General features: G+C 70.9%; 14 protein-coding genes. 6 read left to right on the forward strand and 8 right to left on the reverse strand.

Annotated features, from left to right (window positions below):
- Window positions 1–30: 30 nt before the first annotated feature.
- Complete coding sequence (locus AAME72_RS01620) at window positions 31–1,368, reverse strand: hypothetical protein (protein WP_348788514.1); 1,338 nt, start codon at window positions 1,366–1,368, stop codon at window positions 31–33.
- A gap of 18 nt (window positions 1,369–1,386) precedes the next feature.
- Window positions 1,387–2,778 (reverse strand): M23 family metallopeptidase, encoded by a 1,392-nt coding sequence (locus AAME72_RS01625; RefSeq protein WP_348788515.1) that lies wholly within the window; start codon window positions 2,776–2,778, stop codon window positions 1,387–1,389.
- A gap of 157 nt (window positions 2,779–2,935) precedes the next feature.
- Here AAME72_RS01625 and lepB point away from each other — a divergent pair, with 157 nt between their 5' ends.
- Window positions 2,936–3,667 carry a signal peptidase I gene (lepB, locus tag AAME72_RS01630; protein WP_348788516.1) on the forward strand — a complete coding sequence of 244 codons (732 nt, stop codon included), beginning with the start codon at window positions 2,936–2,938 and terminating at the stop codon, window positions 3,665–3,667.
- Window positions 3,668–3,703: 36 nt separating this feature from the next.
- Here lepB and AAME72_RS01635 read toward each other — a convergent pair whose 3' ends face one another.
- Complete coding sequence (locus tag AAME72_RS01635; protein ID WP_348788517.1) at window positions 3,704–4,639, reverse strand: siderophore-interacting protein; 936 nt, start codon at window positions 4,637–4,639, stop codon at window positions 3,704–3,706.
- A 102-nt stretch (window positions 4,640–4,741) separates the two neighbouring features.
- Here AAME72_RS01635 and AAME72_RS01640 point away from each other — a divergent pair, with 102 nt between their 5' ends.
- Genes AAME72_RS01640 through AAME72_RS01655 form a run of 4 tightly spaced genes read left to right on the forward strand, consistent with a single transcriptional unit; the run spans window position 4,742 to window position 7,548 of the window.
- Complete coding sequence (locus tag AAME72_RS01640) at window positions 4,742–5,212, forward strand: hypothetical protein (protein WP_348788518.1); 471 nt, start codon at window positions 4,742–4,744, stop codon at window positions 5,210–5,212.
- Window positions 5,213–5,241: 29 nt separating this feature from the next.
- Window positions 5,242–5,571 carry a YciI family protein gene (locus AAME72_RS01645; RefSeq protein ID WP_348788519.1) on the forward strand — a complete coding sequence of 110 codons (330 nt, stop codon included), beginning with the start codon at window positions 5,242–5,244 and terminating at the stop codon, window positions 5,569–5,571.
- A gap of 54 nt (window positions 5,572–5,625) precedes the next feature.
- Entirely contained in the window at window positions 5,626–7,149 is a 1,524-nt protein-coding gene (locus AAME72_RS01650) for a carboxylesterase/lipase family protein (RefSeq protein ID WP_348788520.1), read from the forward strand.
- 33 nt (window positions 7,150–7,182) lie between these two features.
- Entirely contained in the window at window positions 7,183–7,548 is a 366-nt protein-coding gene (locus AAME72_RS01655) for a PLD nuclease N-terminal domain-containing protein (protein WP_348788521.1), read from the forward strand.
- A 135-nt stretch (window positions 7,549–7,683) separates the two neighbouring features.
- On the opposite strand, the gene AAME72_RS01660 is transcribed toward AAME72_RS01655, so the two are convergent.
- The 4 genes from AAME72_RS01660 to AAME72_RS01675 all read right to left on the reverse strand — a co-directional run bounded on the left by AAME72_RS01660 (window position 7,684) and on the right by AAME72_RS01675 (window position 12,786).
- Window positions 7,684–9,447, reverse strand: a complete 1,764-nt coding sequence (locus tag AAME72_RS01660) for a beta-galactosidase family protein (protein ID WP_348788522.1) — start codon at window positions 9,445–9,447, stop codon at window positions 7,684–7,686.
- 74 nt (window positions 9,448–9,521) lie between these two features.
- Entirely contained in the window at window positions 9,522–10,877 is a 1,356-nt protein-coding gene (locus AAME72_RS01665; protein WP_348788523.1) for a sugar ABC transporter substrate-binding protein, read from the reverse strand.
- A gap of 56 nt (window positions 10,878–10,933) precedes the next feature.
- The gene (locus tag AAME72_RS01670; protein ID WP_348788524.1) at window positions 10,934–11,854 is read right to left on the reverse strand and encodes a carbohydrate ABC transporter permease; all 921 of its coding nucleotides are present in this window, start codon (window positions 11,852–11,854) and stop codon (window positions 10,934–10,936) included.
- Complete coding sequence (locus tag AAME72_RS01675) at window positions 11,854–12,786, reverse strand: sugar ABC transporter permease (protein ID WP_348788525.1); 933 nt, start codon at window positions 12,784–12,786, stop codon at window positions 11,854–11,856. The genes AAME72_RS01670 and AAME72_RS01675 overlap by 1 nt, the downstream gene beginning before the upstream one ends.
- 159 nt (window positions 12,787–12,945) lie before the next feature.
- Here AAME72_RS01675 and AAME72_RS01680 point away from each other — a divergent pair, with 159 nt between their 5' ends.
- Window positions 12,946–13,995 (forward strand): LacI family DNA-binding transcriptional regulator, encoded by a 1,050-nt coding sequence (locus AAME72_RS01680; RefSeq protein ID WP_348788526.1) that lies wholly within the window; start codon window positions 12,946–12,948, stop codon window positions 13,993–13,995.
- A gap of 112 nt (window positions 13,996–14,107) precedes the next feature.
- Here the strand turns inward: AAME72_RS01680 and AAME72_RS01685 are convergent, their stop codons facing one another.
- Entirely contained in the window at window positions 14,108–16,372 is a 2,265-nt protein-coding gene (locus tag AAME72_RS01685; RefSeq protein WP_348788527.1) for a cell wall-binding repeat-containing protein, read from the reverse strand.
- Between the last annotated feature and the right edge of the window lie 244 nt (window positions 16,373–16,616).

A 16,616-nucleotide genomic window follows, 5' to 3' on the forward strand; every position in this document is an offset into this window, starting at 1 on the left:
GGGCTGGCGCGGGACCGGCGAGCGCCCGGGTCAGCTGACCTCGGCGGCGAGGAGGCGCCGCACGGCACCGAGCGGAATCGGAATCCAGCTGGGCCGGTGTCGCGCCTCGTAGGTGACCTCGTAGACCGCCTTGTCGAGCTCGAACGCGTCGAGGAGCAGGTGGTGCTCCTCCAGCTCGCCGGCGGCGACGGATGCGTACCCCTCCAGGTACGCCTCCCGGGCGCGGGCGGCCCATGCGGTGGCGTCGATCGCGGGCTCCCGGCGCGCGAGCGAGCCCGCCACGTAGTCGAACGAGCGCAGCATCCCCGCCACGTCCCGCATCGTCGCGTCCGGCCTTGCGCGCTCGGCGAGCGGGCGCAGCGGCTCGCCCTCGAAGTCGATGAACTGCCAGCCGCGGTCCTGCGCGTACAACACCTGTCCGAGGTGCAGGTCGCCGTGGATGCGCTGCAGCACCGGCAGCGGAGCCGACGCCGCCGCCTCGTAGACGGAGGCGATGCCCGCGCGCAGCTCATCGACCTCCGGCACCTCGGTGGTCGTCACCGTCAGCCGCCGGAACATCCCGTCCAGGGCTTCGGCCACATCCTCCCGCGACGCGGCCCGGGTCGGCAGCACCTCCGCCAGCAGCCGGTGCAGCTCGGCCGTGCCCGCGCCGAGCGCGAAGGCGCGGTCGGCGAAGTCCTCGCCGCGCTCGGCCGCGCTGACGGCCAGCTCCCAGCCGTCCTCGGCGCCCAGCACGAAGTCCTGGACCAGCGCGAGCTCGCCCGCAGCGGTGCCGCCCGCGGGCGCCGGCCAGGAGCCGCCCAGCCAGCCGAGGAGCGCGGGGCTGCGACGCGACCCGCCCGCGGTCAGCGCGGCGAGGGTCGAGATGTCCGGGTTCTCGCCGTCCTGCACCACCCGGAAGACCTTGATCAGGGCGAGGGAGCCGTCGCCGAGTTCCGCGACGATGGAGGTGTTCGACTGCTCGCCGGAGAGCCGGCGGGACGAGACGACTTCGACGGTTCTGCCGAGCGTGTGGCCCTGTGCGTGCGCCTCCGCACCTTCCGCCCGGAGCGCACCGCTCGTGATCGCGGCGAGCGCGGAGACGTACGCCTCCTCCGCCGGCCCGTCGTACAGGTAGCGGCCGCCCGCCTCGCCGACGAAGGCCGTGGGATCGCCGTCCCGCACCGTCCGCGCCACGAGCGGGACCTGGTAGACCCGCGGCGTGCGCGGCGCGTCATCGCAGAAGAAGTGGGTGACGATCCGGTGCTCCGGGTCGGCCGGCTCGAACTCGAACGAGGCGAGGAGGCGGAGCCGAGGCTCGACGCTCTTCGTCGAGTACCAGCGCTGGCGGCGCATCCACGATCCGACAAGCTCCGTGAGTTCCGTCATGCCTGAACCGTACGCCGCTCAGCCGGATCCGACGACCACTCCGCGTGCGGCGAGGAACGGCATCGGGTCGATCTGCACCCCGTTGACGCGGACCTCCAGGTGCAGGTGGCATCCGGTGGAGAGCCCGGTCGAGCCCACCTGCGCGATCGGCTGACCGGCCGCGACGTGCTCGCCGGCCGTCACGGCGATGCCGCCGTCGCGGATGTGGCCGTACGCCGTCTGCACTCCGCCGCCGTGGTCGATCAGGACGAAGTTGCCGTAGCCGCCGTTCGGGCCCGCGGCGACGACGGTGCCGGCCGCGGCGGCCACGATCGTGCTCCCGCAGGATGCGCCGATGTCGTCGCCGGGGTGGAACAGCGCCGTGCCGAGCGGGCGGGACGGCCGCGGACCGAACCCGTCGGTCAGGGGGCCGTGCACCGGCAGCACCCAGCCGGACGTGCCGACGGTCGGGGCGACGGTGAGGGACGTCCAGCCCTCGCCCGCCGTCAGCAGGGTCGGCAGTTTGGCGAGCGCCGTCGCCGCCGTGTCCACGCGGGCCCGCGCGTCGGTGACCGCCCGCTCGCTGCCCGAGACGTCGACGGCCGCCGCCGCGGTGGTCGCGGCGTCGGCCTGGGACCCCAGCCGGATCGCCGCCTTCGCGTCCGCCGCCGCCTCGCGGAGCGCTCGCTCACTGTCGGCGGACAGCGTCTGCAGCCGGTCGACCGCCCCCAGTTTGCTCAGCAGGTCGCCGGGTGACGACAGCGCGGCGACGAGCGGATCGGGGCGGAGCGCGTGGGAGGCGGTGGCACGGACGAGCGCCGAGGCGAACGCGGCGGAGGCCTGCGCCTGCTCGTGCGCGCGCTTCGCCTTGTCGGACAGCGCCGCGGCCTCGGCGGCGGCGCGCTCCTGCTCGCGCTGAACGCTCTGCGACTGCTCGGTCGCCGACGCCAGAGCCTGCTGCGCGGTCGCGAGTTCGCTCGCGAGCTGCGCCGCCCGCTGGACCTGCGCCAGGTCGACCTGCGGGGCGGCGCCGAGGTCCGGCACCGTGAGCGTGATCTCGTCGGTGGGCTTCGGGGCCGGAGTGGGGGTGGCCTTCGGCGTCGGCTTGGGCTTCGGCGTCGGCTTAGGGGTTGGCGTGGGAGTGGGGGTCGGCGTCGGATTGGGCGTTGGAGTCGGGTCCGGGGTGGGTGTCGGGTCGGGAGTCGGTGTCGGTTCCGGTGTCGGCGTCCCGCTCGGCGACGGCGGCCCGTCTGGCCCGTCGGGCTCGTCCGGCGTCGGCGTCGGTGTCGCGCAGGATCCGACCGCGCAGTCGTCCGCGAATGCGGCCTGCGGCACCCCGACGATCCCGCCCGCGACGAGGATCGCCGCGGCGAATGCGGGGGTGAGGGCTGCGAGGATCGCGCGGCGCGTCGTGACGCGTCGTGAGGTCATCCTGTCGCGCTGAAACGCCATCCGCATGCTCACGCGGGTCCCCCGGCGGGCGCCGGTGCTGCCCGTATCCGATGCTCTCACCCAGGGCCCCGCACGACAAGAGCGGTCGGCATGGTCGCATGCGGCTCACAGCCGGGTCACGGTACGGTGAACCATTGTGACCGACAGCACCGAGACCCTTCGTCCGCGCCGTGCCGCCCGCCGCTCCGGGTGGAAGACGCTGCTGAGGGATGTGGTGATCATCTTCGTGGTCGCCGTGCTGGTCTCGTTCCTGATCAAGACATTCGTCGCCCGCTCCTTCTACATCCCGTCGGGCTCGATGGAGAACACGCTGCAGATCAACGACCGCATCATCGTCAACGAGCTGCAGCCGAAGCTGTTCGGGCTGCAGCGCGGCGATGTCGTGGTGTTCAAAGACCCGGGCGGCTGGCTGCCGCCCTCGGCACCGGAGCAGGGCAACGCTCTGCAGAAGGGCGTCGGCGCGGTGCTCGACTTCGTCGGCCTCGGCGCCTCGGACAGCGACCAGCACCTCGTCAAGCGCCTCATCGGGCTGCCCGGCGACCACATCACCTGCTGCAACACGCTCGGACAGATGAGCGTCAACGGCGTCCCGCTGAAGGAGCCGTACGTCCTGCTGCCCGCCGGCCAGGAGAACGTGTCCGGCAAGCCGTTCGACGTCACCGTCCCCGCCGGGAAGGTCTGGGTGATGGGCGACAACCGCTACAACTCGGCAGACTCCCGCTACCACATGGACGACCCCGGCAAGGGCTTCGTCCCGTTGGACGACGTGGTCGGCCGGGCGTTCGTGGTCAGCTGGCCGCTCAGCCACTGGTCGTGGCTGAGCAACTACCCGGAGACGTTCCAGGGCACCGAGCGCGAGGACCAGTAGCCCCGCTGCCGCGCGGACGATGCCGTCGGGCGCCGCTCAGGCGACGCGCTCGGCCAACCCGCGCCGCCAGTAGCCCATGAAGGCGACGCGGCCGCGATCGATGCCGTGGCCGCGCACGAGCAGCCGGCGCAGCGTCTTCACTGCCGCCGACTCGCCCGCGATCCACGCGTAGAAGCCGCCAGCGACCTCCTCCGGGCGCTCCCAGAGGATCTCGCGGTCCACGTCCACCTTCTCCAGGCGCTGCCGGGTGCCGGCGGCCGCCGCCGCGACGATCTCGGGGTGGCGCTCGAGCCACGACGTCACCGCCGGGACGAGCTCGCAGCCGTGGTCGCCGCCGTCGCGGGCCACCCAGGTGACGGAGACGCCAGGGTGCGCGGCGAGCGGCAGAGCGTCCTGAGCGGTCGGCACCTCGATGAACACGTGCGCGCGGCGACTCGCCGGCAGCGCCTCGACGATCGACGCGATCGCCGGAGCCGCGGTCTCGTCTCCCGCCAGCAGCAGCTCGGTGGCGTCGCCGGGACGCCAGTCGATGCCGACACCGCTCGTGGCGCTGAGGGCGTCAGGCCCCACGACCACCAGCTCGTCGCCCGGCACCGCGTCCGCGAGCCAGCTGGATGCGGGTCCCGCGTTCGCCCTGTCGTGGCCGTGCACGACGAAGTCGATGTCGAGGCGGCGGTCGGCGGGGTCGATGTCGCGCACGGTGTATGTGCGGAACGGGTTGCGGCGCTCCTCGGGCAGCGCCCGCCAGGCGTCGTACCAGTCACCGGTGTCGAGGGGGCAGAAGCTGCCGTCGGCGAGCGGGAAGACGACCTTGATCCGCTGGTCCAGCCGCTCGGTGCCGAAGGTCTCGAAGTCGTCGCAGCGCAGACTCACGCGGGTGAAGTGCGGGCTGAGCCGTCGGATGGCGGACACGGCGGCGCGGTACGGACGGTAGGCCGGGCGCTCCGTGGTGGGCGGGGCGATGACGGTCACGAACGATCCCTTCCGGGTGAGGCGTGCGGGTAAGGTAAGGCTACACTAACTCGACCGAGCGGCACCTGGACGGCCGCGGAATCCGGACGCTACCCTCGCCCCATGAGCGACGAGCCGGTGCGCATCCACCCCGTGCTCGGCCGTGACGCCGCGGTGGTGCTCGTCGTCGGCGGCACCCTGATCGGCGCCACCGCCGGTTTCCTGCACCTGATCGACTTCGAGCTCGAGAGCGACACCGGTGGGCAGCTGCTGAGCCCGCAGCTGTTCTTCTACGGCCCGGCCGCCGCGTTCGTCGGCCTGCTCGCCGGGACGGCGCAGTACCTCTGGTTCCTCCGGGCGCGGAGGCCCGAGCGGCTGTGGTGGCGATACGCCGGCGGCTTCGTCTCCGCGTTCCTCGTCGCCGCGGCCGGGTTCGGGGCGGTGTGGCTGACCACCCCGCCGACCACCCTCGGCGGTCTCAGCGACCCGCTCTCGGCTCTGCTCACCTCCGCCGCCCTGCAGGTCGTCACCGCCCGTTCGATCCGATCGCACCGTAATGTCGAGTCGCGCGGTCCCCGTTCGACGTCCGGGTGAATCGTCTCCGATCGAAAGGAACGCACGAGATGAAGTACATGATGTTCGTGGTCACCAGCACCGAGCCGGACCGCGAGGAGGACGCCTCCGACGTCGATATCTGGGTGGACGAGCTCGACTCCACCGGCAAGCGCGTCATCGGCGAGGTGCTCGAACCGCCGTCGGCCGCCAAGGTGGTGCGGGTGCGCGACGGCCGCCGCTACGTCACCGACGGCCCGTTCGCCGAGACCAAGGAGTGGATCTGCGGCTTCGACATCCTCGAGTGCGAGAGCCTCGACGAGGCCATCGAGATCGCGTCGAAGCACCCGATGGCACGCAACGGCCAGCTGGAGCTGCGCCCGTTCATGGTGTGGGAGTGAGCGGCTGGGAGTGAGCTGACGGCGCGGGGGGACAGGATGATCGAGGATGGCCGCATGCCGGCCATCCTCTCCCCCGTCGTCGCCACCACCTCGGGCGTCGTCCGCGGCGTCGACGACGGCCGGATCGCACTCTGGCGCGGCATCCGCTACGCTCAGCCGCCGGTGGGCGCCCTGCGCTGGCGGGCCCCGGTTCCGGCGATCGCGCCGGACGGAGTGGCCGACGCGACCGCTTTCGGACACGCGGCCCCGCAGCCCGCGAACGTGGTCATGGCGCTCGGCGACGGCGTGACCGCGGACGAGGACTGCCTGTTCCTCAACGTCTGGCGAGCGTCGCGCGAATCCGCAGCACCTCGTCCGGTCATGGTCTGGTTGCACGGCGGTGCGTACACGTTCGGCGCCGCCAGCCAGTCCGTCTACGACGGCACGGCCCTCGCCGAGACCGGCGACGCGGTGATCGTGACCGTCAACTACCGGCTGGGCGCCCTCGGCTTCCTCGACCTCGGCGCCGAGCACGACGGCGACGCCGACACCAACGTCGCGCTCCGGGACGTGCTGCTCGCCCTCGCCTGGGTGCGCGACAACGTTGCCGCATTCGGCGGCCACCCGGACCTCGTGACCGTGTTCGGCGAGTCGTCCGGCGCCGGCCTCGTCACCGCACTGCTCGCCACCCCGAGCGCGGCGGGGCTCTTCCAGCGCGCCATCGTCCAGAGCTCCCCGGCCAGCTCGATGTACGGCAGGAGGCGCGCGGCGATGGTCGCCGGCCTCTTCGCCGCGGCGGCCGGCGTCGCCCCGGGCGATCTCGCCGCGCTGCGGGCCCTGCCCGTCGAGACGGTCGTCGCGGCGACCGGGACCGTCTACGACGAGGTGCCGAGGGCGCATCCGGGCACGGTCGCCTTCGCCCCGGTCGTCGACGGGGATCTGTTGCCCGAACATCCCATCACCGTGCTGAGCGAGGGCCGCGGCCATCCGGTGCCGCTGATCATCGGAACGAATCGGGACGAGGCGACGCTGTTCCGGTTCATGAAGTCGGCTCTCCTCCCGATCGACGCGGCCTCCATCGAGCGGATGTTCCAGTCGATGCGCGAGGAACGTCCCGCCGTCATCGCCCCCGACCGCGCGCAGGTGCTCACCGCGTACCGCGGCGTCCGCAGCCGTGTCGTCGGTCTGGGCATCGCCCGCGACATCGCATTCCGGATGCCGACGGTGTGGCTCGCCGCCGGCCACGGCGCGGTCGCCCCGACCTACCTGTACCGGTTCGACCACGCCACGCCGCTGCTGCGGCTCGTCGGGATCGGGGCGGCCCACGCCGCGGAGGTCCCGTACGTGTGGGGCACGATCGACGAAGCGCCGCGCGCGATCTACCGGCTCGGCGGCCGTCGCGCGGCCGAACGCGTCTCGGCGCGGATGCTGGAGCGCTGGACCGCCTTCGCCAACGGCGGCGCTCCGGGCGGGGACTGGCCCGCCTACCGCGTGCCGGAACGCTCCACGCTCGTCATCGACGCGACCGACCGGGTCGTGCCCGACCTCGACGCCGCGCTCCGCGCCGGCTGGGGGGACTCCGTGCTCTCGTTCTCGTGACGCGGGCGCCGTCGTCCCCCTACAATCGAGCGCATGGCCGTTATCCCATTGCTGGTCTTCGTGCTGTTCGTCGTCGCGCTGATCGACATCATCCTGCGCACGGGCGACCAGATCCGGCACCTGCCGAAGCTCGCATGGGTGTTCATCGTGATCCTGCTGCCGCTGATCGGCAGCATCCTCTGGTTCGCGGTCGGCCGCGAGTACTACGGGATGCGCTCGCGTCCCTCCCGCGCCGAGTACCGCCACGCCGCCCGGCCGCAGCCTCCCGCCGCCGCGGCGCCGCGGCCGTCCTCCACCGAGGAGCAGCTCGCCGCCCTCGAGCGCGAGATCGCCGACGACCGCATCCGCCGGCTCGAGGCGGAGCTGCGCCAGCGGAAGGGCGGGGCCGAGGGCGCGTAGCGGCGCCACCTGAGCCGGCGTCCCGCGCGTCTCCGCGTCTCCCAGCCCGCGACAGGTCGCCGAGCGGTCGTGACACGCCGCCTCGCGCGGACGGAGGCGGCGTGTCGCGACCGCTCGGCGACCCGCCGGAGCCGGTCAGAAGTCGGTGTGGCCGAGGCGCGGCTCTGAGACGAACGCGGCGGTCGCCTCGGCGGCGGACTCCAGCTCCAGGATGACGAGCTCGTTGCGGCCGGCCCGCACGACGGGACCCGGCACGTGCAACGTCTCCTGCGGGCCGCGGGTCCAGTACCGGCCGAGGTTGAAGCCGTTCACCCAGGCGACGCCCTTGCCCCATCCCGTCGTGTCGAGGAACAGGGTGCCCGGCTCCTCCACCTCGAACGTGGCGCGCGCGAACACCGGGCCGGCCAGCCGCTCCGGGGACGCGTCCCCGACCAGGTCGAGGGCCTCGCGCACCGCCGTCAGCGCGGGCAGCCGCAGCGGCAGCACGCTCCAGCGCTGCAGCGGCTCGCCGTTCAGCAGCACAGGGCCGATGAGCCCCTTCGGCTCGCCGATCCGGGGACCGTAGTCGACGCGGCCCTGGTCCTCCACCAGCACCGTGAGGGTGCCGCGGCTCGGCGAGAGCGTGATCGCGCTGTCGTGGTGGTCTCGGGCGAGCACCCCGACCCGCGTGGAGCCGACGAAGACGTACGCGCGGTCGCGCACCTCCCCGAACTCGAGCACGGCGGGCTCGGCGGTGTCGATCTCCGTGCGGTACAGCCCGAGGCCGGAGTAGTGCCCCAGCTCGTCGAACGTCGGCAGCGCATCGGTGTGCTCCCACTCCCCCAGCCGCGGCGCGACCGAGAACAGCGGAACGGACCGCTCGAACGGCACGGTGAACGCGGGCGCCGCGGCGGCGACCATCGGCTCCGCCGCGGGGACGGGCGCGTGCTTGGCGATGACCTCGCGGAACGCCCAGAACTTCTCGGTGGGCTCGCCCGCCTCGTCAAGCGGGGCGTCGTAGTCGTAGCTGGTCACGATCGGCTGGTAGACGCCCTTGTCGTTCGCGCCGTTGGTGAAGCCGAAGTTGGTGCCGCCGTGGAACATGTAGATGTTGACGGAGGCACCGAGCGCGAGCAGCTCGTCCAAGTCCGCCGCCGACTGCTCGACGGAGGTCGTGTGGTGGTGCGCGCCCCAGTGGTCGAACCAGCCGTCCCAGAACTCGGAGCACATGAGCGGGCCGGTTCTCTGGTGCTGGCGGAGGGTCGCCAACCGCTCGCGGGAACGCGACCCGAAGGACGCGGTCTTCAGCAGCCCGGGCAGCGACCCGTTCTCGAGCATCGCCGGCTCCGGCTGGTCGACGGTGGTGAGCGGGACGGTGATCCCGGCCCCACGGAACACCTCGACGAGGTGCCGCAGGTAGTCGGCGTCGTCGCCGTATGCGCCGTACTCGTTCTCCACCTGCACCAGGAGGACGGGGCCGCCCTCGCTCACCTGCAGCGGTCGGACGATCTCCAGCACGCGCTCCATGTACCCGGTGACGGCCGCCAGGAACGCCGGCTCCGAGCGACGGATGCCGACGGAGGGATCGGTGAACAGCCAGGCGGGAAGGCCGCCGTTGTCCCACTCCGCGCAGATGTAGGGGCCGGGGCGCACGATGGCGTGCATCCCCTCGTCCTGGATGGTGCGCAGGAAGCGGGCGAGGTCGAGTGCGCCCTCCGCCGTCCACTCGCCGCGACGCGGCTCGTGCGCGTTCCAGGGAACGTAGGTCTCGACGGTGTTGAGGCCCATGAGCCTGGCCTTGCGGATCCGGTCGGCCCAGTCGTCCGGGTGCACGCGGAAGTAGTGGATCGCTCCCGAGAGGATGCGGTACGGCTCGCCGTCGAGGAGGAACGCGTCCCCCGCGATCTCGAAGCTGGTCATGGGTGCTCCAAAGAGAAGAAGGTGGGCAGCGTGGGTGGCCGACCGCGCGCGTGCGCGGCCGGCCACCCGCTGGATTACTTGCCGGTGACGGTGAAGCCCTGCTGGTTGCCGTACTCCACCAGCGCCTTCTGCCAGGCCTGGAGGCCGGCGTTCAGCGAGGTGTTGGCGGTGTAGGACTGGCCGACGGTGTCGCCGTAGATGCTGTTCGCGTAGACCTGGAACGGCAGGTACTGCCAGCCGGTCGACACGTTCTTCGCGCCGTCCACGAGCACCTCGTTGATCTTCTGGCCGCCGAAGTACTCGGGCGCCTGCGCCAGGAAGTCGGAGGAGTTCAGGTCCTTCGTGGTGGACGGGAAGCCGCCGGACTGCAGGAACACCTTGATCGACGCGGGGTCGTTGTTCAGCCACTTCAGGAAGCCGGCCGCGAGCGCCTGGTTCTTGGACTGCTTCAGCACGACCTGCGCGCCGCCACCGTTCTCGGCGTTGACAGGCTTGCCGTCGTAGGTGGGGATGGGGGCGACGCGCCAGGCGCCCGCGCCGTCCTTCACCGAGGACTCGAGCACGCCGGGCATCCACGCGCCGGTCACGAGCGTCGCGATCGAGCCGTTGCCGAGCGCCTTGAACCAGTCGTCGCTCCAGCCGGGGACGCTGGAGAGCAGTTTGCCCTCGACCAGCTTGTCCCAGGTGGCGGTCCACTTCTTGGTGCCGTCGTCCTGCAGGTTGATCGACACCTTGGTGCCGTCGACCTGGAACGGACGGCCGCCGGCCTGCCAGATCATCGAGGTGGTGAAGCCGGAGTCGCCGGAGTCGCTGGTGATGTACGCGTTCGGGTCGGCGGCGTGCAGCTTCTGCGCCGCGGCGACGTACTCGTCCCAGGTCTTCGGCACGGCGATGCCGTACTTGTCGAAGACCTTCTTGTTGTAGAACATCGCCATGGGACCGGAGTCCTGCGGCAGGCCGACGAGCTTTCCGCCGACGTTGACGGAGCTCCACGGGCCGGGAGTGTAGTCGTCCTTCAGCTTGTCGAAGCCGTACTGGCCGAGGTCGACGAGCGCGTCGGAGAGGGCGAACTGCGGGATGGCGTAGTACTCGACCTGCGCGACGTCCGGCGCGCCGTTGCCCGCCTTGATCGCGTTCTGCAGCTTGGTGTACTCGGTGGTGTTGGTGCCGGCGTTCACCAGCTTCACCTTCACCTTCGGGTACTCCTTCTCGAACGCGGCGACCTGGGCCTCCGCGGACGGGGTCCACGACCAGTACGTGATGGTCCCGCCCTGCTTGAGGGCGGCGTCGATGTCGGAGGCGCTGCCGCCGCCGGAGCCGGAGCCGCCGGAGCCCGACGAGCAGGCGGCGAGGGAGGCGCCGAGCACGGCGCTGGCCGCGACCGCGACGGCGACGCGGCGGAGCGACCGCGAACGCAGGATGCGCTTCATGGTGATCTCACTTCCTTGTGGAATGGGGAGGGTTTCTCGATGCGGATGGTGCGGGGTTACTGCTTGACGCTTCCGGCGGCCAGACCCGACTGCCAGTAGCGCTGGAGCACCAGGAACGCGGCCACGATCGGGACGATCGTGATGAGCGAGCCGGTGATCACGAGGTTGAAGATCGGCTGGGCGCCGACCCCTGTCGCCTGCGCGCTCCACTGGCTGAGGCCGACCGTCAGGGGGTACCAGGTCGGATCGCTCAGCATGATGAGCGGCAGGAAGTAGTTGTTCCAGGTGGCGACGATCGCGAACAGCGCGACCGTGACGATCCCGGGCGCGAGCAGCCGCAGCGAGATCGTGAAGAAGGTGCGGAACTCGCTGGCCCCGTCCATCCGCGCCGCCTCGAGCAGCTCGGTCGGGATGGCCTCGCTGGCGTAGGTCCAGATCAGGTAGAAGCCGAACGGGCTGATCAGCGACGGCAGGATGACCGCCCACGGGGTGTTCGTGAGGCCGGCCTGGCTGAACAGCAGGAACGTCGGCACCGCGAGCGCCGTGCCAGGAACCGCGATCGCGCCGAGGACGACGGCGAACACCGCGCGCTTGCCGGGAAAGTTGTACTTCGCCATCCCGTAGCCGGCGACCGTCGCCAGCAGCGTCGCCCCGCCCGCGCCGACCACGACGTACAGCAGCGTGTTCCCGAGCCACTGCAGGAAGATCCCGCCGCGGTAGCTGAACAGGTCGATCACGTTCTGGACGAGGTTGAAGTCCTTGCCGAACCACAGCCCGAACGAGCTGTAGAGGTCGGGCTGGCTCTTGGTCGCGTTCACGATCAGCCAGACCAGCGGCACGAGCGAGTAGATCACGAAGAGCGCCATCACGATCGTGAGGACGGGCGACTTGCGGATGCGGCGCGAGGGCGCCAGCTCGGCGCGGGCGGCGGCGCGACGGCTCGCGCGGCGGGTCTGGACGTCGGTGACGGCGGCCATCAGCGCATCTCCTTCCGGGAGCCGCGGAGCTGGACCACATAGGCGATCACCGCGGTGACCACTCCCATCACGATCGCGACCGTTGCCGCGTAGTTGAACTGCTGACCGGCGAAGGAGAGGTTGTAGGCGTACATGTTCGGGGTGAAGTAGCTGCTGATCGCGTTCGGCGCCAGCTGCTTGAGGAGGTTCGGCTCGTTGAAGAGCTGGAAGCTGCCGATGATCGAGAAGATCGTGGCGATGACGATCGCGCCGCGGACCGCGGGGATCTTGATGCTGAAGACCGTGCGGAAGGCGCCGGCCCCGTCGATCTCCGCCGCTTCGTACAGCTCGCCGGGGATGACGCGCAGCGCCGCGTAGAAGATGAGCATGTTGTAGCCCATGAACTCCCAGGTGACGATGTTGCCGATGGAGGCGAGGATCCACTGGCCGCTGAGCGGCGCGAGGTGGGATCCGAAGAACTGGTTGACGCTCGCCGTCAGCCCGAACTGGTCGCCGTAGATGAAGCCCCAGATCAGAGCGGCGACGACGCCGGGGACGGCGTAGGGAAGGAACAGGGCGATGCGGAAGAAGCCGGCGCCGTGCAGCCGCGCGCTGTCGAGCGCGAGCGCGGCCGTGAGCGAGAGCACCAGCATGATCGGCACCTGGACGAGCAGGAACAGCGCGACCCGGCCGAGAGACTCCCAGAACTTCGCGTCCTGGAGCACGGCGACGTAGTTGCCGAGCCCGACGAACGCGTTGCCGCCGATCAGCTGCTGGCGGAAGAGGCTGAGGTAGATCGCGTAGACGACCGGCGCGACGATCATCAGAAGGAATACCACCATGAACGGCGCGACGAAGGCCCAGCCTCGCCAGTCGCGGCGCGAGCGCCGGCCGGGGCGCCGCTGTGGTTTCGTGACCGGCGCGGCTGCCGGCGTGAGGGACGTCGTCGTCATTGCCTTCCTCGGATCTCGGGTGGTGCGGGTGGTGCGTGCGGTGCGGTGAAGCGGATGGAGCGGTTGCGTCGATGTTGACGTCAACATCTGGTGCCACAGACTAGCATGTTGACGTCAACATGACGCAAGTCCGGCGTCCGATCGCCAGAATGGGGAGTTATGACCGAGATCGCCGACCCCGCCCGCGCCCAGCGGCCCGGCCGCAAGCGCGGGCCGTCGCTCGGCGACGTCGCCGCCCACGCCGGGGTCTCGACGCAGACCGTCTCCCGCGTCGCCAACGGCCTCACGAACGTGGAGGCGGCGACCCGCGACCGGGTCCTCGCATCCATGCAGGCGCTCGGCTACCGGCCCAACCGCGCCGCCCGTGCGCTGCGCTCCGGGCAGTTCCGGAACATCGGCGTCGTGATGTTCACGCTCTCGTCCTACGGCAACATGCGCACGCTGGACGCGATCGCCGTCTCGGCTGCGACGGCCGGCTACTCCATCACCGTCGTCCCCGTCGAGCGGCCGACCCAGCAGGACGTGAGCGTCGCGTTCACGCGCCTGCTCGAGCAGGCCGTGGACGGCATCATCATCGTCATCGAGGCGCACATCGTCGACCGCTCCGACGTGGAGCTGCCACCCGGCCTCTCCGTCGTGGTCATCGACTCCACCGAGCGCCCCGACTACCCGCAGGTGGACACCGACCAGGCGGAGGGCGCTCGCCAGGCGACCGAGCACCTGCTCTCGCTCGGCCACCGCACGGTCTGGCACATCTCCGGCCCCGCCGAGTCGTACTCGGCCGCCCGCCGCGAGCAGGCCTGGCGGGAGACGCTGGCCGCCGCGGGAGCGGACGCCCCCGAGGTGTTCCGCGGCGACTGGTCGACCGGTGCCGGATACCGGCACGGCCGGGGGATCGCGGGCCGGCCGGAGATCACCGCCGTCTTCGCCGCGAACGACCAGATGGCCCTCGGCGTGCTGCGGGCTCTGCACGAGGCGGGTAGGCGCGTCCCCGACGACATCAGTGTGGTCGGCTTCGACGACATGGCGGAGTCGGACTCGTTCTGGCCGCCGCTGACGACCATCCACCAGGAGTTCGAGGCCACCGGCCGACGAGCGGTTCAACTGCTGATCGCCGAGATCGAGGGCCGCCCGGAGCCGGTCCGCTCCTCCGTGCAGCCGACCCGCCTCGTGGTCCGCTCCAGCACCGGACCCGCCCCCGTCCGCTGACCGCCCTCCACCCACTGAAACGGAGGACATCCGCCCGTCTCCGGGACAGATGCCCTCCGTTTGCTTCACCGCACCCGCGTGTCGACCGGTGCGTTCTCCTTGTCCTCCCGAATCAGAAGGTGTCGCTCATCGCGGTGAGCGCATCGCTCAAGACGCCGGTGCCGCCGAACAGATAGCCGTGCTGGAAGCCCAGACCCTGCGCGTAGGCAAGGGTCGCGTTCGGCCACGCGGTCTTCTTCGCCAGCAGCAGCGGACCGCCGTCCGTTGCCGCCAGCACGCCGCCGACCAGCGCGTCCGGGAAGTCCAGCCCCGTCGCGACGAAGATGTTCTTCGCGGTCGGGTAGAACTTCTCGGCGACCGCCAGGTTGGTCGCGTACCGGTCGGCACCGGCCAGACGGGACGCACCAGGCAGCCCGTTCTGAACGCCCTGGGTGACGACGCCGGTGCCGCCCACGACATAGGTGGTTTTCACGCCTAGCTTGGTCAGCTCCGCCGTGGTCGCCGCGTCGACGGCGCTCGACGTTCCGCGCACCAGCAGGATCGGCGCACTCTGGTCTCCCGCGGGAGCGGAGGCGGACAGCGCGTCAGGGTAGTCCAGTCCGGTCGCCACGAACGCGGTGTCGACACCGTCACCGAACCCGCGCTGGGCCAGCAGCCGAGAGGTCTCGAACCGGTCGATGCCGCCGACCCGCTTCACCGTTGTCACGCTCGGAAGGTCCGCCAGCTGCTCGGCGACGGCCTTCCCCACCGCACCGGTCCCGCCGACGACGACGATCGTCGAGGGCTTCAGCTTCTGGATCGCCGCCAGCGATGCGGCGGGAAGGCTGGACGTCCTGGTCAGCACGATCGGGGCGTCCTCCTGAGCGGCCACCGGCCCCGCGGACAGCGCATCGGGGAAGTTCATTCCGGTCGCCACGTAGACCGTCTTTGCACCCTGCGGGTGCGCGTGCTCGGCGATCGCCGCCGCGGTCTCGTACCGGTCGGCGCCGGCCAGACGGGTCCAGTCCACGGCCGGCGCGTCCACGGTGAGCGTGAAGGTGCCGGCGACGGTCAGCCCGCTCGCGTCGGTCGCCGCGACCTTCACCGAGAACGTGCCCGTGTCGGTCGTGGTTCCGGCGAGCGCACCGGTCTTCGCGTCCAGCGAGATCCCCTCCGGCAGCGTGCCGCTCTGGATCGCGAAACCGGTCGGCGTGAAGGTCGGCACCGACGGGTCGCTCACAGAGTAGGTGATCGCCAACGGTTCGACCGTCGCTGCCGCGTCGTACGGCAGCGTGACGCCGCGGTCGGCCAGATTCACCACTGCAGTCGGATAGAGCGTGTAGGACTCGCCCGCTGATCCGGTGCCGGACGACCCCTTGTCGAGGTGCCAGCCGTAGTAGGCGAAGGTGTCGAACCCGGCGGGAAGCGCAGCTGATGGCCAGTAAGCACTGCCCGCATCCGCCGCGGAAAACAGGTCTGCGGTGTTGAATTCGATGTCAGCGGTGTCCGCGGCCCCAGCCGTCCGGAGAACCGAGGCGCCAGCGAACGGCACCGGACGATCCGAGGGGTTGGCGGAGAACGAATCCTGGTCCGCGGAGGCCAGCAGGACGTCAGTGCCCACCACACGCTGAGCGCCGAGAGTGAGCGTGGTCGCCGAGGGCAGCCCGGTGAAGTCGTTGATGTGGTTCGCACCGACGTTCAGGATCGAGAAGGTGGCCGACGGAAGCTGAGCGATGATGTCGTTGCCGAAGTTGTTGTACGCGAGATACAACGCGGTCAGCTTGGTCAGCGACGACAGACCGGGCACGCTGCTCAACTGGTTGTTGGACAAGCTGAGGGTCGTGAGATTGGTGAACGCGCCGAGCCCCGTCAGTTCTGTTGTCGGAGTCGAGCCTGCGTTCGTGCTCACGTTGAGGTTCAGGGCGGCAAGCGTGTCGGCCGCCCCGGCGAGCGGAGCGAGGTCGAGCGCTCCGTCTGGCGTCGAGTACGACTGGACGTTCAGCGTCGACAGGCCGGACATGGCCCCGAGGGGCGAAAGGTCCGTGATCGTGACGTCACGGAACGTGAGGCTCCGAAGCGGAGCATACTGAAGACCCTCGAAGCTTGCGATGCCCGGGTAGGAACCGCAGGAGAGCGTCCTATTAGACGGGAGCGCGGCAAGCTGGGCCTGAGAAATAGGCGCGTCGGCCGCCGCGTTCAACATTGTCACGTTGATGCACGCGCGGAGCTGCGGATCTGGCACGGTGAGGTCCGCGGTCGCGGCGGTGGCCGGCGCCGCCGCGACGATGGCCCCGGCCGAGAGCAGCACGGCGAGGCCGGCGGAGACGCCGGCTCGCGCCGGCCAAAGACGGGAGCGTTCGGATGTGCGCGAGCGCGCGCGTGTACGGCTGAAAGGCATGGCCACTTCTCTCGGGTCTGAATCACATCAGAAGATGGTCGCCGACTCGGGATTCTGGTGAGTGACGACACCGTGACGATACGGACCGAGCACACGCGACCCGTGGGGTTCGGACCCGAGCTCAGTGCGCACAACGGACCGAATCCGCACGACGTGAAACGGAGCTCCGCTGTTTCAGGGCACTGCCCACGCTCCTCCGTGCCGCGGCCGAACGCTCTCCACCCGGCCGACGCTCCGGCCGCCG

Source organism: Leifsonia sp. NPDC080035 (assembly GCF_040050925.1).
In the GTDB taxonomy this organism is placed as follows: Bacteria; Actinomycetota; Actinomycetes; order Actinomycetales; family Microbacteriaceae; genus Leifsonia.